The sequence below is a fragment of the Ruegeria sp. B32 genome (genome assembly GCF_025141855.1).
Lineage (GTDB): Bacteria > Pseudomonadota > Alphaproteobacteria > Rhodobacterales > Rhodobacteraceae > Ruegeria > Ruegeria arenilitoris.
Genome location: NZ_CP081106.1, coordinates 604,348 through 629,757, shown reverse-complemented (window position 1 = coordinate 629,757; position 25,410 = coordinate 604,348). Strand labels below are relative to the sequence as shown.

At 61.9% G+C, this 25,410-nt stretch carries 26 protein-coding genes; 10 read left to right on the top strand and 16 right to left on the bottom strand.

Translation table 11 applies throughout. The annotated features are described in order from the left end of the window. Positions 1 to 7 precede the first annotated feature (7 nt). Positions 8 to 469: an Lrp/AsnC family transcriptional regulator gene (locus K3752_RS03320; RefSeq protein ID WP_260064946.1), complete on the top strand. Its 462-nt coding sequence runs from the start codon at positions 8 to 10 to the stop codon at positions 467 to 469. A 67-nt stretch (positions 470 to 536) separates the two neighbouring features. On the opposite strand, the gene rpsD is transcribed toward K3752_RS03320, so the two are convergent. From rpsD to K3752_RS03305, 3 genes are all read right to left on the bottom strand, one after another. Beyond that, positions 537 to 1,157: a 30S ribosomal protein S4 gene (gene rpsD, locus K3752_RS03315; RefSeq protein WP_170357108.1), complete on the bottom strand. Its 621-nt coding sequence runs from the start codon at positions 1,155 to 1,157 to the stop codon at positions 537 to 539. Positions 1,158 to 1,353: 196 nt separating this feature from the next. Continuing rightward, the gene (locus tag K3752_RS03310) at positions 1,354 to 1,731 is read right to left on the bottom strand and encodes a hypothetical protein (RefSeq protein WP_170369696.1); all 378 of its coding nucleotides are present in this window, start codon (positions 1,729 to 1,731) and stop codon (positions 1,354 to 1,356) included. A 294-nt stretch (positions 1,732 to 2,025) separates the two neighbouring features. After that, positions 2,026 to 4,308 (bottom strand): adenosylcobalamin-dependent ribonucleoside-diphosphate reductase, encoded by a 2,283-nt coding sequence (locus K3752_RS03305; protein ID WP_222457339.1) that lies wholly within the window; start codon positions 4,306 to 4,308, stop codon positions 2,026 to 2,028. Between the two features lie 455 nt (positions 4,309 to 4,763). Between K3752_RS03305 and K3752_RS03300 the strand changes: the two genes are divergently transcribed. Further along, positions 4,764 to 5,195, top strand: a complete 432-nt coding sequence (locus K3752_RS03300; RefSeq protein WP_260064942.1) for a DUF1489 family protein — start codon at positions 4,764 to 4,766, stop codon at positions 5,193 to 5,195. Positions 5,196 to 5,197: 2 nt separating this feature from the next. On the opposite strand, the gene hisG is transcribed toward K3752_RS03300, so the two are convergent. Genes hisG through hisS form a run of 3 tightly spaced genes read right to left on the bottom strand, consistent with a single transcriptional unit; the run spans position 5,198 to position 8,463 of the window. Next, entirely contained in the window at positions 5,198 to 5,887 is a 690-nt protein-coding gene (gene hisG / locus K3752_RS03295) for an ATP phosphoribosyltransferase (protein ID WP_260064940.1), read from the bottom strand. After that, complete coding sequence (locus K3752_RS03290) at positions 5,884 to 6,972, bottom strand: ATP phosphoribosyltransferase regulatory subunit (protein ID WP_170357103.1); 1,089 nt, start codon at positions 6,970 to 6,972, stop codon at positions 5,884 to 5,886. Before K3752_RS03290 ends, hisG begins: the two co-directional genes overlap by 4 nt. 3 nt (positions 6,973 to 6,975) lie before the next feature. Continuing rightward, positions 6,976 to 8,463: a histidine--tRNA ligase gene (gene hisS / locus K3752_RS03285; RefSeq protein WP_260064937.1), complete on the bottom strand. Its 1,488-nt coding sequence runs from the start codon at positions 8,461 to 8,463 to the stop codon at positions 6,976 to 6,978. Positions 8,464 to 8,591: 128 nt separating this feature from the next. Between hisS and K3752_RS03280 the strand changes: the two genes are divergently transcribed. Beyond that, positions 8,592 to 8,786: a SlyX family protein gene (locus tag K3752_RS03280; RefSeq protein ID WP_170357101.1), complete on the top strand. Its 195-nt coding sequence runs from the start codon at positions 8,592 to 8,594 to the stop codon at positions 8,784 to 8,786. Positions 8,787 to 8,795: 9 nt separating this feature from the next. Here K3752_RS03280 and K3752_RS03275 read toward each other — a convergent pair whose 3' ends face one another. The 8 genes from K3752_RS03275 to ychF all read right to left on the bottom strand — a co-directional run bounded on the left by K3752_RS03275 (position 8,796) and on the right by ychF (position 17,565). Beyond that, complete coding sequence (locus K3752_RS03275; RefSeq protein ID WP_260064934.1) at positions 8,796 to 9,161, bottom strand: hypothetical protein; 366 nt, start codon at positions 9,159 to 9,161, stop codon at positions 8,796 to 8,798. Positions 9,162 to 9,202: 41 nt separating this feature from the next. Then, positions 9,203 to 9,421 (bottom strand): YMGG-like glycine zipper-containing protein, encoded by a 219-nt coding sequence (locus tag K3752_RS03270; RefSeq protein ID WP_244952316.1) that lies wholly within the window; start codon positions 9,419 to 9,421, stop codon positions 9,203 to 9,205. 85 nt (positions 9,422 to 9,506) lie between these two features. Continuing rightward, positions 9,507 to 10,028 carry a thioesterase family protein gene (locus K3752_RS03265; RefSeq protein ID WP_260064932.1) on the bottom strand — a complete coding sequence of 174 codons (522 nt, stop codon included), beginning with the start codon at positions 10,026 to 10,028 and terminating at the stop codon, positions 9,507 to 9,509. After that, entirely contained in the window at positions 10,025 to 10,813 is a 789-nt protein-coding gene (locus K3752_RS03260; RefSeq protein ID WP_170357098.1) for a cyclase family protein, read from the bottom strand. The genes K3752_RS03265 and K3752_RS03260 overlap by 4 nt, the downstream gene beginning before the upstream one ends. A gap of 116 nt (positions 10,814 to 10,929) precedes the next feature. After that, on the bottom strand, positions 10,930 to 13,713 hold the full coding sequence (gene fdhF / locus K3752_RS03255) for a formate dehydrogenase subunit alpha (RefSeq protein ID WP_260064929.1): 2,784 nt from the start codon (positions 13,711 to 13,713) through the stop codon (positions 10,930 to 10,932). A gap of 11 nt (positions 13,714 to 13,724) precedes the next feature. Continuing rightward, a complete protein-coding gene (locus K3752_RS03250; protein WP_260064928.1) occupies positions 13,725 to 15,428 on the bottom strand; it encodes an NAD(P)H-dependent oxidoreductase subunit E in 1,704 nt (567 codons plus the stop codon). An 84-nt stretch (positions 15,429 to 15,512) separates the two neighbouring features. Next, the gene (locus K3752_RS03245; RefSeq protein ID WP_170357095.1) at positions 15,513 to 16,394 is read right to left on the bottom strand and encodes a LysR family transcriptional regulator; all 882 of its coding nucleotides are present in this window, start codon (positions 16,392 to 16,394) and stop codon (positions 15,513 to 15,515) included. 73 nt (positions 16,395 to 16,467) lie between these two features. Next, a complete protein-coding gene (ychF, locus tag K3752_RS03240; protein WP_260064926.1) occupies positions 16,468 to 17,565 on the bottom strand; it encodes a redox-regulated ATPase YchF in 1,098 nt (365 codons plus the stop codon). 196 nt (positions 17,566 to 17,761) lie between these two features. Here ychF and K3752_RS03235 point away from each other — a divergent pair, with 196 nt between their 5' ends. The 7 genes from K3752_RS03235 (at position 17,762) to K3752_RS03205 (ending at position 23,659) form a co-directional block, all read left to right on the top strand. Continuing rightward, the gene (locus tag K3752_RS03235; RefSeq protein WP_170340476.1) at positions 17,762 to 18,247 is read left to right on the top strand and encodes an acyloxyacyl hydrolase; all 486 of its coding nucleotides are present in this window, start codon (positions 17,762 to 17,764) and stop codon (positions 18,245 to 18,247) included. A gap of 78 nt (positions 18,248 to 18,325) precedes the next feature. Further along, complete coding sequence (gene trpA / locus K3752_RS03230; RefSeq protein WP_260064923.1) at positions 18,326 to 19,117, top strand: tryptophan synthase subunit alpha; 792 nt, start codon at positions 18,326 to 18,328, stop codon at positions 19,115 to 19,117. A gap of 157 nt (positions 19,118 to 19,274) precedes the next feature. Continuing rightward, positions 19,275 to 20,441: an alpha-hydroxy acid oxidase gene (locus K3752_RS03225; protein ID WP_260064921.1), complete on the top strand. Its 1,167-nt coding sequence runs from the start codon at positions 19,275 to 19,277 to the stop codon at positions 20,439 to 20,441. 110 nt (positions 20,442 to 20,551) lie between these two features. Then, complete coding sequence (locus K3752_RS03220) at positions 20,552 to 21,208, top strand: 50S ribosomal protein L25/general stress protein Ctc (protein WP_093964607.1); 657 nt, start codon at positions 20,552 to 20,554, stop codon at positions 21,206 to 21,208. Positions 21,209 to 21,340: 132 nt separating this feature from the next. Beyond that, a complete protein-coding gene (gene pth, locus K3752_RS03215; RefSeq protein WP_170436376.1) occupies positions 21,341 to 22,027 on the top strand; it encodes an aminoacyl-tRNA hydrolase in 687 nt (228 codons plus the stop codon). A gap of 78 nt (positions 22,028 to 22,105) precedes the next feature. Next, a complete protein-coding gene (locus K3752_RS03210; protein ID WP_260064919.1) occupies positions 22,106 to 23,269 on the top strand; it encodes a serine hydrolase in 1,164 nt (387 codons plus the stop codon). A gap of 9 nt (positions 23,270 to 23,278) precedes the next feature. Further along, complete coding sequence (locus tag K3752_RS03205) at positions 23,279 to 23,659, top strand: DUF2237 family protein (protein ID WP_260064917.1); 381 nt, start codon at positions 23,279 to 23,281, stop codon at positions 23,657 to 23,659. A 60-nt stretch (positions 23,660 to 23,719) separates the two neighbouring features. Here the strand turns inward: K3752_RS03205 and trpB are convergent, their stop codons facing one another. After that, positions 23,720 to 24,967, bottom strand: a complete 1,248-nt coding sequence (gene trpB, locus K3752_RS03200; RefSeq protein ID WP_170365359.1) for a tryptophan synthase subunit beta — start codon at positions 24,965 to 24,967, stop codon at positions 23,720 to 23,722. Positions 24,968 to 25,034: 67 nt separating this feature from the next. After that, positions 25,035 to 25,370 carry a hypothetical protein gene (locus K3752_RS03195; protein ID WP_170357088.1) on the bottom strand — a complete coding sequence of 112 codons (336 nt, stop codon included), beginning with the start codon at positions 25,368 to 25,370 and terminating at the stop codon, positions 25,035 to 25,037. Positions 25,371 to 25,410: the final 40 nt, after the last annotated feature.

The following is a 25,410-nucleotide window of genomic DNA, read 5'->3' as shown; positions in this document are numbered from 1 at the left end:
ATCTGAAATGCATGAAAAGATAGATCAAATTGACAAGCGCCTCCTGCGCGAACTGCAAAAGGACGCAACCCTTTCCCAGCGCGAACTGGCCGAGCGAGTCGGCCTGTCGCAAAACGCCTGCTGGCGGCGGTTGAAGGCGCTGAACGATGCAGGCGTCCTGACAGGGTCGACAGCTCGGATCATGCGCGAAAAACTGGGGCTGAACCTGGTGGTCTTCGTGATGCTGCGCACGCGTCACCACTCGGCCGAGTGGCTGCAGGCCTTTCGCAGCCATGTCCTGACCATTCCGGAAGTCGTGGATTTCCACCGTATCGGCGGCGACTACGACTATCAGCTACGGGTCGTGACACAGGATATGGCGACCTATGACAAAGTCTATCAGCGCCTGATCGAGAAGGTCGAACTGGACAGCGTGACCTCGTATTTCGCGATGGAGGCGATCGCAGAAGACCGCCCTTTGCCGATCTGAGTGCTTGCCATGAAAAAGGGCCGCACTTTCGCAGGTACGGCCCGTTTTCTAAAACTGTCTGCGAAGATCAGTTCTTCGCGTAGAATTCGACGACCAGGTTCGGTTCCATCATGACCGGGTACGGCACGTCGCCCAGCGACGGGGTGCGCACGAAGGTCGCGGTCATCTTCGAGTGGTCGACTTCCAGGTAATCCGGAACATCACGCTCGGCCAGGCCAACGGCTTCCAGAACGACGGCCAGTTGCTTGGACTTGTCGCGGACCTCGATCACGTCGCCTTCCTTGACGCGGTAGCTGGGGATGTTGACCCGCTTGCCGTTCACTTTGACGTGGCCGTGGTTCACGAACTGACGTGCGGCGAACACGGTCGGCACGAACTTGGCGCGGTAGACGACAGCGTCCAGACGGCGCTCGAGCAGGCCGATCAGATTTTCACCGGTGTCGCCCTTCACACGCTCGGCTTCGGCGTAGATGCGGCGGAACTGCTTCTCGGTCAGGTCGCCGTAGTAGCCTTTCAGCTTCTGCTTGGCGCGCAGCTGAAGGCCAAAGTCCGACAGCTTGCCCTTGCGGCGCTGACCATGCTGGCCGGGGCCGTATTCACGACGGTTGACCGGGGATTTCGGACGACCCCAGATGTTTTCGCCCATCCGGCGGTCGATTTTGTACTTGGCAGACGTGCGTTTGGTCACGGCTGATCTCCTTCTTAAGGTCGAGGCCCCGCGGGGCCACTATGAAGGGCGTTGTCCTCTTGAGGTTTCCCCCATGACAGGCATCCCCTTGCGGGGGCCACCAACACCAATGAAGCCGCGCTTATATCTGCGAACAGACCAGAGTCAACACGCGGCGATGCGCGGACGAAAAAATAGTTCCCAAGGAATGGGCCGTCTATTCAGCGGCGGTCGCAGCCAAATGCGGTGCAAGAACCAACGTTTGCTCCGTCGACCTGCGATGCGTTGGGAAGGAAACGACATTGCCTGCATCCGATTGGCTTGCTTCGGCATATTCTTCGACGGCGCACACCCAGAAGTCCTGACCCCGCGCGGGGCAGCCATTTTGGAACAGAAAAACCGCGTCTTTCTGACCCTCGACCAACGTCAACTCGGCCTCGTAGGTCTGCGCCCCATTCGTCAATGAGATAACTGCAAGCGTGGCGATCGGCTTCAGCGTTGCAGCTTCAGGGCCATGCCCAGCCAGCGCCATCAACGCCTGATCATGTCCAGTCTGAACGGAATATTCCGCGTTACAGTCCGGCAAGCGTGTCATGCACCCATGCCACGACCAAGACGCTCCAATGGCCAAATCTGCCACAGGCGCTGCTTCAAGCCCGTCAATTTCCGTCTGGGACCAAAATACTGCTACGCGACCGTTATACCCGGCTGTCATCTGCCCGCCCGACCTTTCAAACTCATCACCCCGTACACTAGCGGTGTATCAATGATGAATCCGGCCGAAAAGAGACGGAATTGCAGCTTTCACGAGAATGTTGCCGGAGAGTCAGATCAAATTGAGACTCCAGCGAAACACAATACAACTTTAACGACAGTTATGTGGCGCTCGTCAACCGCATTTCGAGTGTCCGCAGCTACGGCAGGTCATGCAGCCCTCGATCATCACCATGTCATACTGACCGCAGGACGGGCAGGCCTTGCCGCGTGGGGCATCCATGTTGACCACCTGCGCCTGCGGGTCGGATTTCAGCCCCATCCCTTCCCCCTCAAGGAACCCGATCGCGATCATATGCTGCTCGATCACGCCGCCGATCGCTGCAAGGATCGAGGGGATGTACTTGCCCTGCACCCATGCCCCGCCGCGCGGGTCGAACACGGCCTTGAGCTCCTCGACCACGAAAGACACGTCACCACCGCGCCGGAACACGGCCGAGATCATCCGGGTCAGGGCCAGCGTCCAGGCGTAGTGCTCCATGTTCTTCGAGTTGATGAACACCTCGAACGGACGCCGCCGGCCGCCGATGACGATGTCATTGATGGTCAGATAGATCGCGTGCTCGCTGTCGGGCCATTTCAACTTGTAGGTCGACCCTTCCAGCGATTGCGGCCGGTCCAGCGGTTCGGACATGTAGATCACGTCACCGCCGTCCACCTCGTGCGGGGCATCGGCGCTCTCGCCCGGCACCTTGTCGTCGCTTTCCGAGACGGTCAGAACCGAACCGGTCACGTCGTTCGGGCGATAGGTGGTGCAGCCCTTGCAGCCCTGATCCCAGGCCTGCATATACACATCCTTGAAGGCGTCGAACGAGATGTCCTCGGGGCAGTTGATCGTCTTCGAGATCGAGCTGTCGATCCATTTTTGGGCCGCTGCCTGCATCTTGACATGCTCGGCCGGGGTCAGGGTCTGGGCGTTCACGAAATAGTCGGGCAGCTCGACGTCTCCGAACTTGTCGCGCCACATCTGCACGGCATAGTCCACGACCTCTTCCTCGGTGCGCGACCCGTCTTTCTGCAGTACCTTGCGGGTGTAGGCATAGGCAAATACCGGCTCGATCCCCGACGACACGTTACCCGCATACAGCGAGATCGTCCCGGTGGGTGCGATCGAGGTCAGCAGAGCATTGCGGATCCCATGCTCGCGGATGGCCTCGCGCACATCGTCATCCATCTGCTGCATGGTGCCGCTGGCCAGATATTTCTCGGCATCGAACACGGGAAACGCCCCTTTTTCCTTGGCCAAGTCCACCGACGCCAGATACGCGGCGCGGGCGATCGCGTGCAGCCAGCGCTCGGTCTGACGCGCCGCCTCGTCCGAGCCATAGCGCAGGCCCTTCATCAACAATGCATCGGCCAGACCTGTCACACCCAGCCCGATGCGGCGTTTGGCTTGCGCTTCGGCCGCCTGCTCCGGCAGCGGGAATTTCGACGCGTCGACCACATTGTCCATCATGCGTACGGCGGTGGCGACCAGATCCTGCAATGCGGCCTCATCCAGGTGTGCCGCATCCTCAAAAGGTTCAGCTACCAATCGCGCGAGGTTGATCGAGCCCAGCAGACACGCGCCATATGGCGGCAGGGGCTGCTCCCCGCACGGATTGGTGGCGGCAATGGTCTCGGCATAGCTCAGGTTGTTGGCCTGGTTGATCCGGTCGATGAAGATCACGCCCGGCTCGGCATAGTCATAGGTGGCCTGCATGATCTTGTTCCACAGATCGCGGGCCTGCACCGTGTGATAGACCTTACCGTCAAAGACCAGATCCCACGAAGCATCGGCTTTGACCGCCTCCATGAAGGCATCGGTCACCAGCACCGACATGTTGAACATGCGCAGCCGGGCCGGGTCGGATTTGGCGGTGATGAACTGTTCGATATCCGGGTGGTCGCAGCGCATGGTCGCCATCATCGCGCCCCGACGCGAGCCCGCCGACATGATCGTGCGGCACATGGCATCCCACACATCCATGAACGACAGCGGCCCCGAGGCATCGGCGGCCACCCCATGCACATCCGCGCCGCGCGGCCGGATGGTCGAGAAATCATAGCCGATCCCCCCGCCCTGCTGCATGGTCAGCGCGGCCTCTTTCAGCATGTCGAAGATGCCGCCCATGCTGTCGGGGATCGTGCCCATGACGAAACAGTTGAACAGGGTCACTTGCCGCGCGGTGCCTGCTCCGGCCGTGATCCGCCCGGCGGGCAGGTATTTGAAGTCCTCAAGAGCCTCGTAGAACTTCTGTTCCCAGTGCGCGGGGTCCTTTTCCACCCGTGCCAGATCGCGCGCAATCCGCCGCCACGTATCCTCGACCGACTTGTCGATCGGCGTGCCATCCGCCTTCTTGAAGCGGTATTTCATGTCCCAGATCTGCTCGGCGATGGGGGCGGCAAAGCGGCTCATAAGAGTTCCTATACGTTGTGCTGGGCTAGTGGAGCCTCACTATATATGACATTGAACATGCCGTTCCAGCAAAAATAGTTGGGGCTTTGCCGATTGACCATTTGCCATTTGATTGGCAGGATCCGGTAGATTCTATCTTATACCCTTCGGGGTCAGGATAGGTGGTGGAGATGGAGGGACTCGAACCCTCGGGGCGTCGGCTGGGAAGACCTCACCCCGCACCATGCCATCCCCAACTGATTGGCGCCCCGATTGTTCGGGGTGCCAGCATCTTCAGCCTACGGGTCTGGTTTTGGTTCCCCCTGTTCGCTTGATTGCCGCATTGATTCTGATTCCCTGTATTGAAAGAGGCACCCAGAATAGACGCTGCCCCCCGCAAACCACAACAGCTTGATAGCGCGCAAAGGTAAGCTACAATATAAAGGTAGTCCTTGGGACGACTCTGTGGGAAAGCTGTGAATAAGTATATCAACCTCGTGAAACTCTCGGTCGGGTCCGAGAGCGTGGACAGCCTGATCGCCTGGCAGGACAGCTATCGCCAGCGCTTTGCGGACGGCCTGCCCCGCCACATCACCCGCATGTGGCCCAAGCGCGAGGCCGAGATTCTGAACGGCGGGTCGATCTTCTGGGTCATCAAGGGCGTCATCCAGTGCCGCCAGCGCATCTTGCGGCTGGACGAGGTGACGGGTGAGGACGGCATCCGCCGCTGCGCCATCGTGCTGGACCCTCAGGTCCACCGCACCCAGGGCGCGCAGAAACGGCCGTTTCAGGGCTGGCGCTATCTGAAACCCGAGGACAGCCCCGCAGACCTGCCCGAAAGCCGCGCGCAGGACGACGCCCTGCCCGAGGATCTGAACCGCGCGCTGGCTGAAATCGGCGTGCTCTAGCCTCAGCCCAAACGGCGCATTACTTCTGCCAGAGCAGCCTTTTCGCCCCCCCCGTACTCCGCAACCCGGCTGCGCCACAAAGTGGCCTGCGATTGCAGGATCAACCCATCTGACAGGATCTTAAGGTGGTTGGCACGCAGGGTCTCGCCGGTCGATGTGATGTCGGCGATCGCCTCGGCGGTTTCGTTCATCACCGTTCCCTCGGTCGCACCCTGGCTGTCAACCAGAGTATAATCGGCAACCCCGGAGTCGGTCAGGAACTCTCGCACCAGGCGGTGGTACTTGGTGGCGATCCGCAGACGGTGCCCATGCGTGGCCCGAAAGGCGGCGGCGGCGGCGTCCAGGTCATCCAGCGTCTCGACATCGACCCAGCAGGCCGGAACCGCGATCACCAGATCGGCCTGGCCAAAGCCCAGCGGCGCGATTTCTTCGACCTGCTGTTCCCAGCGTGGCAGTTTCTCGTGCACCAGATCAGTGCCGGTCACGCCCAGGTGAATCCGCCCGGCAGCCAGTTCGCGCGGGATCTCTCCGGCGGACAGCAGGATCAGCGAGACATCCTCGATCCCGTCCACCTTGCCTGCGTATTCCCGGTCGGACCCGGCGCGCGACAGCTCGATCCCGTGGCGGGCGAACCAGGCAAAGGTTTTCTCCATCAGCCGCCCCTTGGACGGCACGCCCAGCTTCAGGGTCATTGGCCCGCCTCCTCGATTTCCAGCATCAGGTCGGGGCGCAGCACGCCACCCACCGCCGGGATCTCGGCCCCGTTGCCCAGCCGCCGCGTCAGCGCGTCATAGCGCCCGCCGGTGGCGATGGGCGGCAGGTCGGGGCGGCGCTCGGCGTAGAAACCGAAAACGAACCCGTCGTAATATTCCATCGAGGTGCGCCCATACGAGGCCTCGAAATCCAGCTTGCCGACATCAACGCCACGCGCCTGCAGGGCGGCGATCCGCGCCTCGAGCCGGTCCAGGGCGGGGGTGATCTGGGGCAGATCGACGGCGATGTCGCGCAGATGCTCCAGCGCATAGGGCATGGTCTCGCGCACGCCCAGCAACGAATCCAGCCCGGCCATTTCCGTGTCGGAAATCGGCGGCGTGTCGCGGTCGGCGCGCAGGGCGTCGATACGGGCGGCGATCTCGGCCGGCCGGCGCTTGCCGATCATCGGCGCGTCGCAGGCCATCGGGTCGGCCGCCCCGAGCAAAGCGGCGCGGTGGTCCGGCTCGGGCTTGCGGCCCGCGAACCGGTCCAGCAGAGACCGGAACCGGCGCGGACGCCACAGATGGCGCATCAGCGCGGCCTTGCGTTGGTCGGAGGTGCGCAGGCCTTGTACGGCCGCGGTCAGAATGCCGATGTCGCCGGTCGCCGCGCGCAGCGGCAGGCCCCGCAATTGCAGGGCAAACAGCGAGAACACCTCGGCATCGGCCCCTGCCGGATCGTCGCGGTCAAAGACCTCATAGCCCACCTGGATGTATTCATTGGCGCGGTCGGGGTCATGTTCCTGACGGCGGAACACCTCGCCCGAATAGGTATAGCGCGCCGGTTCGGCCCCGTCGCGCATGTGCATCTGCACCACCGGCAGAGTGAAATCCGGGCGCAGCATCTGTTCGCCGCGCAGCGCGTCCGAGGTGACATAGGCGCGCGCGCGGATATCCTCGCCGTAAAGGTCCAGCAGCGTCTCGGCCGATTGCAGCAGCGGCGTGTCGACGACCTGTGCCCCGGCGGCTTCGAAGCGCACGCGCATCATCGCGGCCCGGGCCTGGATCTGGGATCGATTGGGCATGGCTCAGTCCTGACTGTCCAGAATCTCGCGCACCTTGGCGACCAGATCACCGCGCGGCACCTCGAACTGGCTGGGGCGTTCCTTCCATTCCTCGAGCGTGGCGCTCTCGGCGATCTTGGCGCCCAGGATCAGGTCCTTGATCTGAACCACGCCACGGTCCTTCTCGTCCCCGCCCTCGATCACCGCGACGGGCGAGTTCCGCTTGTCCGCGTATTTCAACTGATTGCCGAAATTCTTGGGGTTGCCCAAGTAAACCTCGGCGCGGATGCCGGCATTGCGCAGTTCGGCCACCATCGCCTGATAGTCGGCCATGCGGTCCCGGTCCATCACGGTCACGACGACCGGCCCGGTGTCATGTGACTTGATCCGACCTTTTTCGCGCAGCGCGGCCAACAACCGGTCGACCCCGATCGAGATACCCGTCGCGGGCACTTCCTGTCCGGTGAAACGCTTCACCAGATCATCATAGCGCCCGCCGCCCGAGACCGACCCGAACTGCCTCTTGCGGCCCTTTTCGTCGAAGATCTCGAAGGTCAGCTCGGCCTCGTAGACTGGACCGGTGTAGTATCCCAGCCCTCGCACGACCGAGGGGTCGATCTGGATGCGATCGGCGCCATAACCGCCCGCGGCCAGCAATTCGCCGATCTGTTCCAGTTCCGAGATGCCTTCGGCGCCGATCTTGCTGTCGCCCACGGCCGCGCGCAGGTTAGCCAGCGTTCCGGCGGCGTCATCAGCCTTGGATGTCAGGAAGGCGATCACCGGCTCGGCCTGATCGTCGGACAGGCCCACCCCATCGATGAACGCGCCCGAGGCGTCCAGCCGGCCCTTGGTCAGCAACTCGCGCACGCCCTGCTCGCCCGCCTTGTCGAACTTGTCGATGGTGCGCAGAACGTCATCGCGCGCCGCCGCGTCCGTGCTGAGGCACATGGCCTCGAGCACGCCGTTCAGGACCTTGCGGTTGTTGACCCGCACCACATAGTCGCCGCGCGGGATGCCCACGGTCTCCAGCGTGTCGGAAAGCATGGCGCAGATTTCGGCATCGGCGGCCATACTAGCCGTACCCACAGTATCCGCATCACACTGATAGAACTGGCGATACCGCCCCGGCCCCGGCTTTTCGTTGCGCCAGACCGGACCCATCGCATAGCGGCGATAGGGCGTGGGCAGATCGTTGCGGTGCTGGGCATAGACCCGGGCCAGCGGCGCGGTCAGGTCGTAGCGCAGCGCCATCCAGTCGCCGTTGCCGCCCTCGTCAAACTCCTGCCAGGCGAACACGCCTTCGTTCGGGCGATCGACGTCGGGCAGAAATTTGCCCAGCGCCTCGACCGTTTCCACGGCGCTGCTTTCCAGCGCGTCAAACCCATAGCGATGATAGACGTCCGCAATCGTCCGCAGCATCTCGGTGCGCTGCGTGACTTCCTGGCCGAAATAGTCGCGGAACCCTTTCGGCGTGACGGCCTTGGGGCGGGGCTGTTTCTTGGGCTTGGCCATGTGGGGCGTCCTTGGGATTTCATCACTTGCGCGCGCGGTCTATCCCATGGTCTGGGTCGGGGCAAGCCAGCGCTGGCATTGCGCGCGCCACAGCGGTATGACCGCACCAGATCACAGGAGCCCCAGCGATGCAGCATCTGGAAGAAAAAATTGCCCATCTGACCCGCACCGTGGATGACCTGAGCATGGTGGTCGCCAAGCAGCAGGACGAAATCGACCGCCTGACCCGCCGCGTGGCGATGTTGATGCAGCGCGAAGCCGAACGTGCGCAGGAAGGATCCGGCGGAGTCATTCTGGGCGACGAGCGCCCACCGCACTATTGAGCCCAGCCCCTACAGCCCAAGCGTTGATCTAACGGCATCGTCGACGACACCACCCAACAGGGCATCCTCATCGCCTGCGCAACCTTCGGTCAACGCTGAAAGAAAAGCCTCACGCAGCTTGGCCTTATCTTCGTCCGAGGATGCAAACTCTTCGATATCAACCTGACGGTTGTAGAGTGAAAGAGCGGTCATCTTTCTGACGATGTCGAAAACGTATTCATCATTCCCATCAGCCTCTTCGATGACCGACGCGCAGGTATGGTACATCAGCGGAAGTGCGTCTTGCGCCATCTGGTCGGCGGCCTCGTCCGCCGTGCCGATGGACGGGAGAAGGATCAAGCCAGCCAGAACAGGTTTGAAATCAAGCAGTCGCATCAGGGCTCCTTTCTGAAGGCGGTCAATCATGGACACCCCCGTTACTTGCGGTTTGCCCCAATGATGGCACCGACAACCGCACCTGCGGCCGCGCCTTTGCCATCTCCGATCAACGCTCCGACGCCGGCGCCGATCAGGGCGCCCTTCAGCGCATCTTCTTCCTTCTTCTTGTCCGCCAAAGCGGCTGACGCAGGCAAGACGATCAGCGATGCCGCCAATATACAGGCCGGCGCCTGCGCGCATTTCCTCAAGATCCACATTTGGTTGCCCTCCCGTGACCAAGCCCGAACCGGGTGGTCAGCGTAGCCCGCTCCTGGAATTCTGGCAACTAAGGCCATCCCCGGGCTATTTGCGCCGAATGCCGATTGGTTTTCCGATCTGCGGCTCGGGGGGCAATGCGGCATGGTCGGACACCATTCGCGCCAACCGCGCCGCGGCCCAGTCCGGATAGGGTTCCGACCGGCCTGTTGTGTGGCTGACATTCATGAACAGGGCCTCTTGGGTTGCACAGACCACGCCATCCTCGGCCGACACCATCTGCGCAAAATAGTGACCACGCTTGTGATCGGCATCCAGCATCCGAAACCGGAAAACCAGCGCCTCGCCCTCGCGAACCTCGCGCAGGAAATGCAGGTGCGACTGCAGGATGTACGGCCCCTGCTCCAGCGCCGCGACCTGCGGTTCGCCCAAGCCCAGATGATCGACCAGCAGCCGTTCAAAGGCCAGATCGAACACCACGCCATAATACCCCACATTCATGTGGCCATTATAGTCAATCCAATCGGGTTGGACCGTGAAACCGGTGATTTCGACCGGTGCGGGGTACGGGCCGTCATGGCCTCCCAAAGGCTCGTTTTCCCGGGTCATTCGTCGTCTTCCTCCTCGAAGATCGCCACCGCGCGGATGAACCCGGCCGAGGCGCCCTTGATCTTGAACGGAAAGCACGAGATCTCGAACCCCGTGGGCGGCAGGCTTTCCAGATTGGTCAGCTTCTCCATGTGGCAATAGCCGATCTCCATCGACGCGCGATGCCCCTCCCAGATGATCGAGGGGTCATGTGTTTCCGCGTATTCCTGCGCGGTCAGCGGAAAGGGCGCGTCCCAGCTCCAGGCGTCGGTGCCAGTCACGCGCACGCCGCGCTCGGTCAGGTACAGCGTGGCCTCGCGCCCCATCCCGCAGCCTTTCATCAGGTAATCCGGCTGGCCATAACAGGTGCCGGCCGAGGTGTTGACCACGACGATATCCAGCGGTCGAAGGTCATGCCCGATCCGCTTCAGCTCGGCTGCGACATCGGCGGCGGTGACGACGTAGCCATCCTCGAAATGCCGGAAATCCAGCTTCACGCCCGGGTTCATGCACCACTCCAGCGGCACCTCGTCGATGGTGATCGCCCGCTCGCCCCGGTTCATGGTCGAGTGGTGATGGTACGGCGCGTCCAGATGCGTGCCGTTATGGGTGGCGATCTGCAGACGTTCGATGGCCCAGCCCTCGCCGCCGGGCAGGTCCTCTTTCTTCAGACCGGGGAAAAAAGCCATCACCTGCTCGGCCGTCTGGTCATGGCTCATGTATTCGATCTGCGGCAGCATGATCGGCGGGTCCGACACGATGCCGGTTTCCAGCGGGACGGACAGATCGACGAAACGGCGGGCCATGAACTCCTCCGGGTTTGCGCGGCTCAAGGGTTGGCCGGCTGCAAGCATCTGTCAAGCCATGAAAAAAGGCGGGCATGCGGGCCCGCCTTTCCAGGTTTCGTGAGTGGTTGCGGGCCCTACTCGGCCGCGATGGCGTCCTCGATCCTTTCGACGCGGATGGCCGAAAACTTGAACTCGGGGATCTTGCCATAGGGGTCGATGGCCGAGTTGGTCAGGATGTTCGCCGCCGCCTCGACATAGGCAAAGGGGATGAACACCATGTCCTCGGCGATCGCCCGGTCGGCACGCACCATGATCTCGATCGAGCCGCGCCGGGTGGTCAGACGCACCATCTCGCCTGGCTCGATCCCCATCAGCTTGAGCGTGCGCGGGTTCATCGAACAGTTCGCCTCGGGTTCGACCGCGTCCAGAACCTTGGCACGACGGGTCATGGACCCGGTGTGCCAGTGTTCCAGCTGCCGCCCTGTGGTGGCAATCATCGGGAATTCCTCGTCCGGGGCCTCATCCGGAGGGATGATGCTGGCCGGGGTGAATTTCGCACGGCCATCCGGGCGCGGGAAGCCGTCGCCGAACACGATCGACTGGCCCGGATCGGTCTCGGACAGCGACGGATAGGTGATGCTCTCGGTTTCGAGCCGCTCCCAGGTGATGTTGTCCAGCGACGCCATGGTCAGCTTCATCTCGTTGAACACCTGCGAGACATCCGTGTAATCCCAGTTAAGCCCGATGCGCTTTGCCAGATCGACCGTGATCGCCCAGTCCTCGCGCGCGTGGCCCGGCGGCGGTACCGCGGGGCGCACGCGCTGCACCTGACGGTTCGTGTTCGATACCGTGCCGTTCTTTTCATACAGCGCCGAGGCGGGCAGGATGATGTCGGCATAGTTCGCCGTCTCGGTCAAAAAGATGTCCTGCACGATCATCAGATCCAGCTTGGCCAGCGCCTCGCGGGCGTGGTGCACGTCGGGGTCGGACATGGCCGGGTTTTCGCCCAGGATGTACATGCCTTTGATCTTGCCCGCATAGGCGTGGTCGATGATCTCGGTCACGGTCAGGCCCTTCTCGTTCGAGAAGTCGCCCGAGTTCCAGACCTGGCTGAACTTTGCCCGCACGGCGTCGTCGGTGACCGACTGGTAGTCGGGCAGGAACATCGGGATCAGGCCGGCATCCGACGCCCCCTGCACGTTGTTCTGCCCGCGCAGCGGGTGCAGACCCGCGCCGGGCTTGCCCACATTGCCCGTCATCAGCGCCAGCGAGATCAGGCAGCGCGAATTGTCGGTGCCGTGGATATGCTGGCTGACGCCCATGCCCCAGAAGATCAGACCCGCATTTGCATTGGCGAAAATCCGGGCCACGCGGCGCAATTGATCGGGTTCGATGCCGCAGATCGGCGCCATCTTCTCGGGGGTGAACTGGCGCAGGTGCTCCTTCTCGGCCTCCCAGTTCTCGGTCCAGCGGTGGATGTACTGGCTGTCATACAGCTCTTCCTCGACGATCACGTTCATGATCGCGTTCAGCATCGAGACATCGGCACCGGGCCGGAACTGCAGCATCTCGGTCGCGAATTTGCGCATGCCCACGCCGCGCGGGTCCATCACGATCAGCTTGCCGCCGCGCTTGGCGAACTGCTTGAAATAGGTGGCTGCGACGGGATGGTTCTCGATCGGGTTGGCGCCGATGATGATGGCCACATCGGCGTTCTCGATCTCGTTGAAGGTCGCGGTCACCGCGCCCGAGCCCACGTTCTCGATCAGCGCCGCCACCGACGAGGCATGGCACAGCCGCGTGCAGTGGTCCACGTTGTTGTGACCAAAGCCCTGACGGATGAACTTCTGGAACAGATAGGCCTCTTCGTTGGTACATTTGGCCGAGCCAAAGCCCGCCACGCTGCGCGGATCCTCATCCCGCAGCTTCATCAGCCCCTTGGCGGCCAGATCCAGCGCCTCGTCCCAGGTCGCTTCGCGGAAATGGGTGCTCCAATCCGCAGGATCGACGTTCAGGCCCTTCGGCGGCGCATCCTCGCGCCGGATCAGCGGCTTGGTCAGGCGGTGCGGGTGGTGGATGTAGTCGAACCCGAACCGGCCCTTGACGCACAGGCGGCCTTCGTTGGCGGGGCCGTTGATGCCCTCGACATAACTGACCTTGCCGTCCTTGACCTTGAGGCTGACCTTGCAGCCCACCCCGCAGAAGGGGCAGACGCTTTCGGTCTCGCTGTCGTAATCCTTGCTGTCGCCGCGCTGCTGGTCGTCCAGCACGGTGGCGGGCATCAGGGCGCCGGTCGGGCAGGCCTGAACGCATTCGCCGCAGGCGACGCAGGTCGACTCGCCCATCGGGTCGTTCTGGTCGAACACCACCTGCGCGGTATGCCCGCGACCGGCCATGCCGATCACGTCATTGACCTGCACGTCGCGGCAGGCACGGACGCAGAGGTTGCAGTTGATGCAGGCATCCAGATTGACCCGCATCGCCACATGGCTGTCATCCAGCAGCGGGATCTTCTCGGGCTCCTTCGCCGGGAACCTACTGTCGCTGACATCGTTCAGCCTGGCCATGTCCCAGAAATGGCTGGATGCATCGTGCGTCTGCTCGGGCTGGTCGGCCACCAGCAGTTCCATCACCAGCGCGCGGGATTTCTCGGCGCGGTCGGTGTCGGTCTTCACCACCATCCCCTCGGCCGCCGGACGGATGCACGAGGCGACCAGCGTGCGCTCGCCCTCGACCTCGACCATGCAGGCGCGGCAGTTGCCGTCCGGGCGATAGCCCGGCGCGGGTTTATGGCACAGATGCGGGATGACCAGACCCTTGCCGTTGGCCGCTTCCCAGATCGTGGTGCCCTGAGGCACGGTCACGTCTTCGCCGTTCAGGTTGAAGGTGACGGTCTTGGTTTCGCTTGCATCAAGCATGGCTGTCTCCCTCAGATCTCATTGGCGAAGTGTTTCATGACCAGGCGGATCGGGTTCGGGGCCGCCTGCCCCAGGCCGCAGATCGAGGCATCGCCCATCACCTGACACAGATCTTCCAGCAGGTCGGTGTCCCACTTGTCGGCTTGCATCAGCTTGACCGCCTTTTCGCAGCCCGCCCGGCAGGGCGTGCACTGGCCACAGCTTTCGTCCTCGAAAAAGCGCAGCATGTTCAGCGCAGCATCCCTCGCGGTGTCCTGATCGGACAGAACCACCACGGCGGCAGACCCGATGAAGGTGCCCAGCGGCTGCAGCGTGTCGAAGTCCAACGGGACGTCGTCCATCGACGCGGGCAACAGACCCGACGACGGACCACCCGGTTGATACGCCTTGAACACATGGCCCTCGGCCATGCCCCCGGCGGCATCAATCACGTCAAGAATGGTCGAGCCGGCCGGCAGCAGGTAAACGCCGGGTTTCGCCACCCGGCCCGAGACCGAGTAGCTGCGCAGGCCCTTGCGGCCATTCTTTTCAACCGAATTGAGGATTTCCGGGCCTTCCCGGCAGATCTTGGACACCCAGTAGAGCGTTTCCACGTTGTGCACCAGCGTCGGGCGACCGAATACGCCGACCTGCGCCACGAAAGGCGGGCGGTGGCGCGGCAGGCCCTTTTTGCCCTCGATCGATTCGATCATCGCGGATTCTTCGCCGCAGATATAGGCGCCCGCGCCGCGCCGCAGGTCGATATAGCCTTTCTCGACGATCCCGGCCTGTTCCAGCGCAACAATCTCGCGCCGAAGAATTTCCAGCACCGCCGGATATTCGTCGCGCATGTAGATGAAGCAGGTCTGTGCCTCGACTACCCACGCGGCGATCAGCATGCCTTCGAGGAAAACATGCGGCGTGCGCTCCAGATAGTAGCGGTCCTTGAACGTGCCGGGCTCGCCCTCGTCTCCGTTCACGGCCAGGTAACGCGGGCCGTCATTCATGCGGACAAAGCCCCATTTCTTGCCCGAAGGGAACCCGGCGCCGCCCAAGCCGCGCAGGCCCGAGGCCAGAACCTGTTCCTGAACCTCTTCCCAGTCGCCGCCCTCACGCAGTTCTTTCAGCTTGGCGTAGCCGCCGTTCTCGACATAGGCCGCGAAGGTTTCATAGTCGGGCAGATGGGCGTCGGTGTCCCCGGCCGCGATGGCGGCCTGTACCTTTTCGGGGGTCGCGTGGTCGATATGGTTGTGCCCGATTTCCAGCACCGGCGCGGTGTCGCAGCGCCCCATGCAGGGCGCGCGCAGAATGCGCACTTCGGACGGATCCAGCCCATCCTCCAGCGCCTTCTTCAGCTGTTGCGCGCCTGCCATTTCACAGGACAGGGAATCGCAGACGCGGATGGTCAGCGCGAGGGGCGGAGTTTCGCCCTCTTTGACTACGTCGAAATGGGCATAGAAAGTCGCGGTCTCGTAGATCTCGGCCTGACCGATCCGCATCTCGACGGCCAACGCGGCGATGTGGTCGGAACTGATATGGCCGTGCGTGTCCTGGATCAGATGCAGAAACTCGATCAGCAGATCGCGGCGGCGCGGGCGGTCGCCCAGCAGGCGCTGAATCTCGGCCTGCGCCTCGTCGGTGAATTGCCGTCCCTTGGGCGTGTGTCGCCCCTTGCCTTTACCTGACTTCCAGACGCCCTTTGGCGCGCCTGATGGCTTGGTATCCAATGGTGCCATGATGCCCTCCGATCGAGCCTCGTCTCTCATCAGAGTAGCATATCGTCAAATCGCAAAAACCAATGGCACGATAACGACAGTTTATCACCGCAAAGACGTCACGACCTGCCGCAATGCGCCAACGGTGGGCAATTCCGGATCCCGCGCCAGCGTCGCCAGACAGATCGGCTTGCTGACCACAGGATCAACCAGAGGCAGGACACGTGTGCCTTTCAAATCGCCGAGCGCCCGCACCAGAACCCTTGGCACGACCGTCGCCGCCAGCCCTTCGCGCGCCATGACCATCGAGGCAGTAAATCCGCTGGTTTCGGCCACCACACGCGGATGCAACCCCTGTTCGGCAAATATCCTGTCGAGGATGCGCCTGTTCTGCATCTGGGGCTCCAGCAGGCTGAGCGGGAACTCGGCCACCCGTGCCCAGGGGATCGGGCCCGTGCCCTGCGTCATATGCTCGGGTACGAGCAAAACATAGGTTTCCTCGTACAAAGGCTGCACATAGCGCAGATCAGTGCCGATGCTGTCGCCATAGGTGATCCCGGCATCCAGGCTGCCTTCGTCCAGACGGTGCTGGATTGCCGTGGCCGACATCGTCTCGATCCGCGACAGGATACGCGGATGCGCCTGCTGCAGCCGCTTGACCAAGCGGCCAGTAAACGCGATGGCGGTCGGGATCACGCCCAGGATCAGTGTACCGGTGATCTCGCCCTTGATCGCCTGCACCTCCTGCTCGAGCGCTTTGGCGTCATCCAGTATGCGGCGAGCGCGGCGGACGATCATCTCGCCCTCTTCGGTCAGGCCCTGAAAGCGGTTCGCACGGCGGACGATGGACACGCCAAGCCGATCCTCGAGGTTGCGGATACGCATCGAGAACGCGGGCTGCGAAATACCGCACTCCTCGGCTGCCTTGGCAAAATGGCGGTGGCGCGCCAAGGCGCTGAGCAGTTGCAGATCGCGGATTTCGAACACGTGCGGGCCTCGGGCGGATTGGAGCGATACCGTAAGATACCGCCAATGCCCGCCCAGAAAAGCTGTTTCGTGATCAGGTGTTGAACAGGAAGTGCATCACGTCGCCGTCCTTGACGACATAGCTTTTGCCTTCTGCACGCATCTTGCCGGCCTCTTTGGCACCCTGTTCGCCATTGCACGCTACGAAGTCATCATAGGCAATGGTCTCGGCGCGGATGAAACCCTTTTCAAAGTCCCCGTGGATGACACCGGCCGCCTGAGGCGCTGCAGTACCCCTGCGAATGGTCCAGGCGCGGGCCTCTTTCGGGCCGACCGTGAAATAGGTTTCCAGTTTGAGCAGGTCGTACCCCGCACGGATCAGCCGATCGAGGCCCGGTTCTTCGAGCCCCATCTCTTCGAGGAACATCTGCGCCTCTTCAGGCTCCAGCAGACTGATCTCTTCTTCGATCTTGGCGCTGATGATGACATGGGCATTGCCCTGCGCCGCGGCCATCTCGGCCACACGCGCGGAATATTCATTGCCTTCGGCAGCGTCTTCTTCCGAGACATTGCAGACATACAGGACCGGCTTGGTGGTCAGCAACTGCAGCATCTTCCAGGCTTTTGCATCCTCGTCAGACACCTCGACCAAACGGGCGGGTTTGCCGCTTTCCAGCATCTCTTGCGCGGTGGCCAGCAACCGATCCTGCTGCTGCGTCTCCTTGTCGTTGCCCTTGAGCTTGCGCACGAGGTTGGCGCGACGCTTTTCGATGCTTTCCAGATCGGCCAGCATCAGTTCGGTCTCGATGGTCTCGGCATCGGCCACCGGATCGACCTTGCCTTCGACATGGGTCACGTCGCCATCTTCGAAACAGCGCAACACATGAGCGATGGCATCGGTTTCGCGAATGTTGGCCAGAAACTGGTTCCCCAGCCCCTCACCTTTTGAAGCGCCTTTGACCAGGCCTGCAATATCTACGAAGGTCATCCGGGTCGGGATGATCTGCTTCGACTTGGCGATCGCAGCTAACTTGTCCAGACGCGCATCGGGAACGGCCACGTCACCCACATTGGGTTCGATCGTGCAGAACGGGAAATTCGCCGCCTGCGCGGCCGCGGTCTTGGTCAGCGCGTTGAACAGGGTCGACTTGCCGACATTCGGCAGACCCACGATACCCATTTTAAAGCCCATGACGGCCTCCTGATGCCATTCGCGGGCTGCTTCTATGCGGGTCCGGTGCGATGCGCAAGGCACCCGTGGCAACTGGCCCTGAGTCCAATCTGCAACATCACGAGAATGTAGGGAAAACGTGTACTTGTTGACATTGAACACGAGAGAATAGTGTCAAACTTTAACTTTGTAACGAATATCAACAGCGAACATTCCCATGAAAAACCTCCTTTCAAGCGCCGCTTTTCTGGCTTTTTCAACAGCCGCGCAGGCGCAGTCGGTGATTTTCGGCGCCGGCTACGCTGACTATTCCGACAGCAGCTCGATTGACCAGGCGATCTTTTCCCTCGAATACCAGCACCGGCCATTTCACGAGGCCACCCGCTTCAGCGCTGCGCTGGGGGCCGCGCTGTCGGTGGACGAGGATGGAAACACACATATCGGCGCCGGGGTGATCGGGGTCTATTCCTTTGCCGACAGATGGTTCGTGGAAGGCAGCGTGATGCCGGGTTTCTACAGCGAAGCCAACGAATTGAACGACCTTGGCGGGAGCTTCGAAATCCGAAGCCTTTTCGGGCTGGGCTACACGTTGAACAACGGCAATGACATATCGCTGGCCGTGACCCACAAATCGAACGCCAGCACGCAAGAGGAAAACCCCGGCGTGAACGCGCTCTTGCTGCGGTATCACCTGAACTTCTGACCCCACCGCTCAGGACGGGATTGATTTTCGGCCAAAGTTTCTGCACATCAGGTCCAAACCTGTATGCAAGGATCGTCCATGACCCGTATCGACGCCAAGTTCGCCGCCCTTAAAGCCGAGGGGAAGAAGGCCTTTGTCGCCTATATCATGGCCGGGGATCCCGACTATGACACCTCGCTTGAGATCGTTCGCGGCCTGCCGGGGGCCGGCGTGGACGTGATCGAACTGGGCCTGCCCTTCACCGATCCGATGGCGGACGGCCCCACCATTCAGGCGGCGGGTCAACGGGCGCTGGACGGCGGCATGACGCTGCAACGCACGCTGGATCTGGCCAAGGCGTTCCGGGAAACCGATGACACCACCCCGATCGTACTGATGGGCTATTACAACCCGATCTACAGCCGCGGCGTGGACAAGTTCCTGGCCGACGCCAAAGAGGCCGGCATCGACGGTCTGATCGTCGTCGACCTGCCGCCCGAGGAAGATGACGAGCTGTGCCTGCCCGCGCAGGCGGCCGGTCTGAACTTCATCCGGCTGGCGACGCCCACCACGGATGACAAGCGGCTGCCGCGAGTGCTGCAGAACACATCGGGCTTTGTCTATTACGTCTCGATCACCGGCATCACCGGCGCGGCCGAAGCCGAGGCAACCGATGTCGGCCCCGAGGTCGCGCGCATCAAGGCGGCGACCGATCTTCCGGTGATCGTGGGGTTCGGCATCAATACGCCCGAGAAATCACGTGCCATCGCCAGCGTTGCCGACGGAGCGGTGGTCGGCTCGGCCATCGTCAGTCAGATCGCCGCCGGCAAACCCGTGGCCGAGGTTCTGGACTTCGTGAAATCGCTGGCAGACGGCGCCCACAGCGCCTGAGGCCAAACCCCAAACGGATTGCAACCGCTGCAGGCCGCACGCCTGCGGCGGTTTTTCTTTGCGCCTTTGACCCACCTGACCACATGCGCAACTGGCCGTTGCGCCGCGGCGGAAGAATTGGTAAAGAAACCTAACCAATCTACAGAAGGGTGCGGCCATGCCTGTCATTACCAATATCGACGACCTGAAACGCATCTATGAACGCCGGGTGCCCCGGATGTTCTATGACTATGCCGAAAGCGGCAGCTGGACCGAGCAGACCTTCCGCGACAACAGCTCGGACTTCCACGACATCCGCCTGCGCCAGAAGGTTGCGGTGGACATGTCCGGCCGCTCGACCGCGTCGCAGATGATCGGACAGGACGTTGCCATGCCGGTGGCCCTGGCACCCGTGGGCCTGACCGGGATGCAGCATGCGGATGGTGAAATGAAGGCCGCCAAGGCCGCGCTGGAATTCGGCGTGCCCTTCACGTTGTCGACCATGTCGATCAACTCGATCGAAGATGTGGCCGAACATACCGGCGCGCCGTTCTGGTTCCAGCTGTACACCATGAAGGACGAAGACTACGTCCGCCGCCTGATCCAGCGCGCCAAGGATGCCAACTGCTCGGCCCTGGTCATCACCCTTGACCTGCAGATCCTCGGCCAACGGCACAAGGACCTGAAGAACGGCCTGTCCGCCCCGCCGAAACTGACCGCCAAAACGATCGCCAACCTGATGACGAAATGGGCCTGGGGCATCGAGATGCTGGGCGCGAAACGGCGCGAGTTCGGCAATATCGTGGGCCATGTTCAGGGCATCTCGGATGCCTCGTCGCTGGGCGCGTGGACCGCCGAGCAGTTCGATCCCAGCCTCGACTGGAAGAAGATCGAGAAACTGATGGAGCAATGGGGCGGCAAGGTGATCCTGAAGGGTATCCTAGACCCCGAAGACGCCAAGATGGCGGCCAAGTTGGGCGCCGACGCCATCGTGGTGTCGAACCACGGCGGGCGGCAGTTGGATGGCGCGCTCAGCTCGATCCGGATGCTGCCGCGGATCATGGATGCGGTGGGCGGCGACGTCGAAGTGCATCTCGACAGCGGCATCCGCTCGGGGCAGGACGTGCTCAAGGCGCTGGCGCTGGGGGCAAAGGGCACCTATATCGGGCGCGCTTTCGTCTACGGGCTGGGCGCGATGGGACAAAAGGGCGTGACCACCGCGCTGGAAGTGATCCAGAAGGAACTGGACACCACAATGGCCCTGTGCGGCGAGCGCAACGTGGCCGATCTGGGGCCGCACAACCTGCTTGTCCCGCAGGATTTCTGCGGCCGCTGGCAGGAATGACGCGGAAATCGTTTTTACCCCTTTCCAAATGGCCGGATTCGGTCTAAGGACGCCGCTTCACGCGGGGTGACAGCCTTGGAGGCACCCTGCCCTAACATTGGAGATTTATCATGGCTGGTGAGATTCCTGATCTCGTAGCTCTGGAACGGACGGGGACGGGCAAGGGCGCCGCTCGTCAGGCACGCCGCGACGGCATGGTTCCGGGCATCGTATTTGGTGGCGAGAAAGACCCGCTGCCGATCCAGATTCCGTTCAACGAACTGTTCAAGCGCCTGAAGGCAGGCCGCTTCAAGTCGACCCTGTGGAACCTGAAGGTCGAAGGCCACGAAGACGTCCGCGTCATCTGCCGCGACGTTCAGCGTGATGTCGTCAAGGACCTGCCGACCCACCTGGACCTGATGCGTCTGCGTCGTACGACCAAGATCGCCCTGTACATCCCCGTCGAATTCATCAACGAGGAAGAAGCCCCCGGCATCAAGAAGGGCGGCGTTCTGACCGTTGTCCGTCCTGAGGTCGAGCTGGTCTGCACCGCCGGCGACATCCCCGAAAAGATCACCGTCGATCTGACCGGTCTGGAAATCAACGACGTTGTCACCATCTCGTCGGTTGACCTGCCCAACGGCACCAAACCGACCATCGACCGTGACTTCGTGATTGCGAACATCTCGGCACCGACCGGCCTCGCGTCCAGCGACGACGAAGAAGGCGAAGGTGAAGAGGAAGTCGCAGCCGACGAAGTTGAAGTCGTAGGCAAAGACGAAGAATAAGTCCGGATCCTTCGGATTGGAATTTGAAGCGGGGCCTCGTCCAGGGCCCCGTTTTTCTTTGAACGAGCGGCTGGCACTGGAAAGGCATCTCGTGCAATTCTGCGCCGGACCGAAACGCACAAGGAATTCGCGATGAAGCTGTTTGTCGGATTGGGCAATCCGGGCGCAAAGTATGCCCGCAACCGGCACAATATCGGTTTCATGGCGGTGGATGCCATCGCCAGGGATCATGGCTTTGGGCCATGGCGTTCGAAATTTCAGGGTGAAATATCCGAAGGAATGCTGGGCCGAGAGAAGGTCCTGCTGCTGAAACCCATGACCTTCATGAACCGCTCGGGCCAATCGGTCGGCGAGGCCATGCGGTTCTTCAAGCTCGACTCAACCGATGTGACCGTTTTCCATGACGAACTGGACCTTGCACCCGGGAAGGTTCGCGCCAAGGCCGGTGGCGGCCATGCCGGGCATAACGGCCTGCGGTCGATCCACGACCATATCGGTGCCGCGTATGACCGTGTCCGGCTGGGGATCGGCCATCCCGGACGCAAAGAGCTGGTTTCGCCCTATGTTCTGGGCGATTTCGCCAAGGCCGACGCCGACTGGCTGGACGATGTTCTGCAAGGTGTTGCAGACGGGGCGGTCCATCTGGCTGCGGGCGATGCGGCCAAGTTCATGAACGCCGTGGCGCTGCGAACAGCGCCACCGCGCAGTTCCACCACGACGCCCAAATCCGAAACCAAGACCTCTCCTGCCCCGCAAGCCGAGACGCAAACGCCCGATGACCGCACGGCGATGCAGAAGCTGTTGGACAAGTTCCGATAGCGGCAAAGACCTTCCGCAACGTAGCAATTGCAGAATTTCCGTCATCACGATCCAATGCCGCCAAACGGGAGGAAAATCATGAAAACAGGTCTGAAGTGGCTGCTGCGAATCGTCCTGACGCTGGTCTTGGCCGCTGCAGTTGTCGGTTTCTGGAAGCGCGAGGAAATCCAGCGCCTTCTGGCGGTGAACTCTCTGTTTTCCGAAGAAAAGATCGTTCAGAATTTCTCTCACATGGACGCGGCGTTTCTGACCGTCGACCTCCCTCGCGGGAATGGTCCCACCTGGGACCTGCCCTATGGCGCTGAATTCGACCTGCCCGCCGAGACGCAAGACTGGATCGAAGAGCGCGCCGTCACATCCCTGCTGGTGATGCAGGACGGGCAGATCCGGTTCGAGGAGTATTTTCTGAGCACATCGCCGGAGGACCGCCGGATCTCGTGGTCGATGGCCAAAAGCTATTTGTCCGCTCTGTTCGGCATCCTTCTTGAGGAGGGCGCCATAGCCTCGCTGGATGATCCGGTCATCAAATATGCCCCCAAGCTGCAGGGCAGCGCCTATGAAACAGCCACGATCCGCAACGTGCTGAACATGGCCAGCGGTGTAACCTTTGACGAAGACTATCTGGACCCGAAATCCGACATCAACCGTATGGGTCGGGTCGTCGCCCTGGGCGGCGAGTTGGATGACTTTGCGGCCTCGTTGAAGGACAGTTTCGCGGCACCTGGCGAGACCTGGCAGTATGTTTCCATCGATACCCATGTCATTGGAATGGTGATCCGAGGGGCGACGGGTCAAAGCGTCGCCGCATTGCTGGACGAAAAGATCCTGCAGCACCTCGGTCTTGAGCGGGACGGATACTATATCACCGACGGCGCAGGCGTCGCCTTTGTTCTGGGTGGCTTGAATTTCACGACGCGGGATTACGCCCGCTTTGGCCAGATGATCCTGCAGAACGGCGTGCGCGATGGACGCCAGCTCGTTCCGGCCGACTGGATCAAGGAATCCACCTTGCCAAGCGCGCCGACCGAGCCCGGCAAGATCGGCTACGGATATCAGTGGTGGATCCCCGTCGGCGCCCATGACGGTGAGTTTCTGGCACGCGGCGTTTATGGCCAGTACATGTATTTCGACCAGTCGCGCGGCGTGCTGATCGTAGCCACGGGCGCTGATCGGAAGTTCCGCGAGCCCGGGGTCAATGAGCAGAACATCGAAATGTTCCGCAAGATCGCGCAAAGCCTGTAAGGTAGCTGCATGCAAAAGCAGGACAGCATAAATGTTCTGGGCGGCGTGCTGGCTCCGTGTTCACGAAAGCCCCTGACCGGTTTTTCCCGCGACGGGGCCTGCAACACCTGCCCTGAGGATCGCGGCAGCCACACGGTCTGCGCGGTGATGACCGCTGAATTTCTGGCCTATTCAAAATATGTCGGCAACGACCTGAGCACGCCACGGCCCGAGTTCGATTTCCCGGGCCTGAAGCCTGGCGACAGCTGGTGCCTGTGTGCCGCGCGGTTCATGCAGGCCCATGACGAGGGCTGTGCGCCAAAGGTTCATCTTGAGGCGACTCACCAGCGCGCATTGGAAATCGTGCCGCTGCACGTTCTGACCAGCCACCGCGCAGACTCTGGACAGTGAACCGGGAATGAAAAACCCGGCACGGTTGAAGCGTGCCGGGTCCTGTACTTTGGGCCGCGCTCAGGTTGCGTCGCGACCCTCGGTATCAGACATGTCGAAGTTCAGGTACTTGGCGACCGTTTGAACATCCTTGTCGCCGCGTCCGCACATATTCATGCAGATGATGTGATCCTTGGGCAGATCGGGCGCGATCTTCATGACATGCGCCAGCGCGTGGCTGGGTTCGAGTGCGGGAATGATGCCCTCGGTCGCGCAGCACAGTTGGAACGCCTCAAGCGCCTCTTTGTCGGTGACCGAGACATATTGCGCGCGCCCGATATCGTGCAGCCAGGAATGTTCGGGGCCGATGCCCGGATAGTCCAGCCCGGCCGAAATCGAGTACCCCTCGAGGATCTGGCCGTCGTCGTCCTGCAGCAGATAGGTACGGTTGCCGTGCAGAACACCCGGCCGACCGCCGGTGAGAGAGGCGCAATGCTCCATCTTTTCGTTGACGCCCTTGCCGCCCGCTTCGACGCCGATGATGTTGACCGATTTGTCGTCGAGGAAGGGATAGAACAGCCCCATGGCGTTCGAGCCGCCACCGATTGCCGCGATGATCGTGTCCGGCAAGCGACCCTCGGCCTTCATCATCTGTTCCTTGGCTTCCTTGCCGATGATCGATTGGAAGTCGCGCACCATCGCCGGGTACGGATGCGGTCCGGCCACCGTACCGATGCAATAGAACGTGTCGCGCACATTTGTTACCCAGTCGCGCAGCGCGTCGTTCATCGCGTCCTTCAGGGTGCCGCGGCCCGAGGTCACCGGAATCACCTCTGCCCCCAGCAAGCGCATGCGGAACACGTTGGGCGCCTGCCGCTGGACATCATGTGCGCCCATGTAGACCACGCATTTCAGACCGAACTTGGCGCAGACCGTCGCGGTGGCGACACCGTGCTGCCCTGCCCCGGTCTCGGCGATGATCCGGGTCTTTCCCATGCGGCGCGCCAAGATGATCTGGCCCAGCACGTTGTTGATCTTGTGCGCGCCGGTGTGGTTCAACTCGTCGCGCTTCATATAGATCTTGGCGCCACCCAGATGTTCGGTCAGGCGCTCGGCGTGATACAGGGGCGACGGACGGCCCACGTAGTTGGCCCACAGATCGTCCATCTCGGCCCAGAAACTCGGGTCGGTCTTGGCCTTCTCGTATTCCTCCTCCAGCGACAGGATCAACGGCATCAGAGTCTCGCTGACGAAGCGTCCGCCGAAAATGCCGAAGCGGCCGTTTTCATCCGGGCCGGACATGAAGGAATTGAACAGATCATTGGCCATGGTGGTCTCCATCGTCGTGCCTGTTGTTATTAGGAGGTGCCGGCGGGATTTGCCATCGCAAATCGCACTATTCCGCCGCGGTACTACCGTTCATCCAGATAGTCAGCGCCTGTTCCCGGGTCGGAATGGCGATGCAGGCAAAGTGACGGAAATGGTAGGTATTGGTCAAACGTGGGGCAGCTTGCATCACCCCTCGGTGCGGGTTCGACTGGGCAAAGGTCAGCATGGCTTCGACGTCGTGCCAAACGCTGAGCGAGAAATACGCGCCCTCATGCGAAAACACCTCGGCATGGAGGCACAAGGGATCGCCCTTGGCCTGGCGCAAGGCCTTGCCCGCGCGCCAGAAGAACTCGGGCCCATGGTACCATCGCTTCAGTGAAACCGCGCCAATTGCAGCCAGCATCCCGCATCCTCCCCTTTGAGAAGAATACGCAAGCGCGTTC

Excerpts from the sequence above, each read along its gene's own strand:
- K3752_RS03320 (WP_260064946.1), top strand. The coding sequence starts at position 8 with ATGCATGAAAAGATAGATCAAATTGACAAGCGCCTCCTGCGCGAACTG.
- K3752_RS03310 (WP_170369696.1), bottom strand. The coding sequence starts at position 1,731 with ATGACACGCTTGCCGGACTGTAACGCGGAATATTCCGTTCAGACTGGA.
- K3752_RS03305 (WP_222457339.1), bottom strand. The coding sequence starts at position 4,308 with ATGAGCCGCTTTGCCGCCCCCATCGCCGAGCAGATCTGGGACATGAAA.
- hisG (WP_260064940.1), bottom strand. The coding sequence starts at position 5,887 with ATGACCCTGAAGCTGGGCGTGCCGTCCAAGGGGCGGCTGATGGAGAAA.
- K3752_RS03290 (WP_170357103.1), bottom strand. The coding sequence starts at position 6,972 with ATGCCCAATCGATCCCAGATCCAGGCCCGGGCCGCGATGATGCGCGTG.
- hisS (WP_260064937.1), bottom strand. The coding sequence starts at position 8,463 with ATGGCCAAGCCCAAGAAACAGCCCCGCCCCAAGGCCGTCACGCCGAAA.
- K3752_RS03280 (WP_170357101.1), top strand. The coding sequence starts at position 8,592 with ATGCAGCATCTGGAAGAAAAAATTGCCCATCTGACCCGCACCGTGGAT.
- K3752_RS03275 (WP_260064934.1), bottom strand. The coding sequence starts at position 9,161 with ATGCGACTGCTTGATTTCAAACCTGTTCTGGCTGGCTTGATCCTTCTC.
- K3752_RS03270 (WP_244952316.1), bottom strand. The coding sequence starts at position 9,421 with ATGTGGATCTTGAGGAAATGCGCGCAGGCGCCGGCCTGTATATTGGCG.
- K3752_RS03265 (WP_260064932.1), bottom strand. The coding sequence starts at position 10,028 with ATGACCCGGGAAAACGAGCCTTTGGGAGGCCATGACGGCCCGTACCCC.
- K3752_RS03260 (WP_170357098.1), bottom strand. The coding sequence starts at position 10,813 with ATGGCCCGCCGTTTCGTCGATCTGTCCGTCCCGCTGGAAACCGGCATC.
- fdhF (WP_260064929.1), bottom strand. The coding sequence starts at position 13,713 with ATGCTTGATGCAAGCGAAACCAAGACCGTCACCTTCAACCTGAACGGC.
- K3752_RS03250 (WP_260064928.1), bottom strand. The coding sequence starts at position 15,428 with ATGGCACCATTGGATACCAAGCCATCAGGCGCGCCAAAGGGCGTCTGG.
- ychF (WP_260064926.1), bottom strand. The coding sequence starts at position 17,565 with ATGGGCTTTAAAATGGGTATCGTGGGTCTGCCGAATGTCGGCAAGTCG.
- K3752_RS03235 (WP_170340476.1), top strand. The coding sequence starts at position 17,762 with ATGAAAAACCTCCTTTCAAGCGCCGCTTTTCTGGCTTTTTCAACAGCC.
- trpA (WP_260064923.1), top strand. The coding sequence starts at position 18,326 with ATGACCCGTATCGACGCCAAGTTCGCCGCCCTTAAAGCCGAGGGGAAG.
- K3752_RS03225 (WP_260064921.1), top strand. The coding sequence starts at position 19,275 with ATGCCTGTCATTACCAATATCGACGACCTGAAACGCATCTATGAACGC.
- K3752_RS03220 (WP_093964607.1), top strand. The coding sequence starts at position 20,552 with ATGGCTGGTGAGATTCCTGATCTCGTAGCTCTGGAACGGACGGGGACG.
- pth (WP_170436376.1), top strand. The coding sequence starts at position 21,341 with ATGAAGCTGTTTGTCGGATTGGGCAATCCGGGCGCAAAGTATGCCCGC.
- K3752_RS03210 (WP_260064919.1), top strand. The coding sequence starts at position 22,106 with ATGAAAACAGGTCTGAAGTGGCTGCTGCGAATCGTCCTGACGCTGGTC.
- K3752_RS03205 (WP_260064917.1), top strand. The coding sequence starts at position 23,279 with ATGCAAAAGCAGGACAGCATAAATGTTCTGGGCGGCGTGCTGGCTCCG.
- trpB (WP_170365359.1), bottom strand. The coding sequence starts at position 24,967 with ATGGCCAATGATCTGTTCAATTCCTTCATGTCCGGCCCGGATGAAAAC.
- K3752_RS03195 (WP_170357088.1), bottom strand. The coding sequence starts at position 25,370 with ATGCTGGCTGCAATTGGCGCGGTTTCACTGAAGCGATGGTACCATGGG.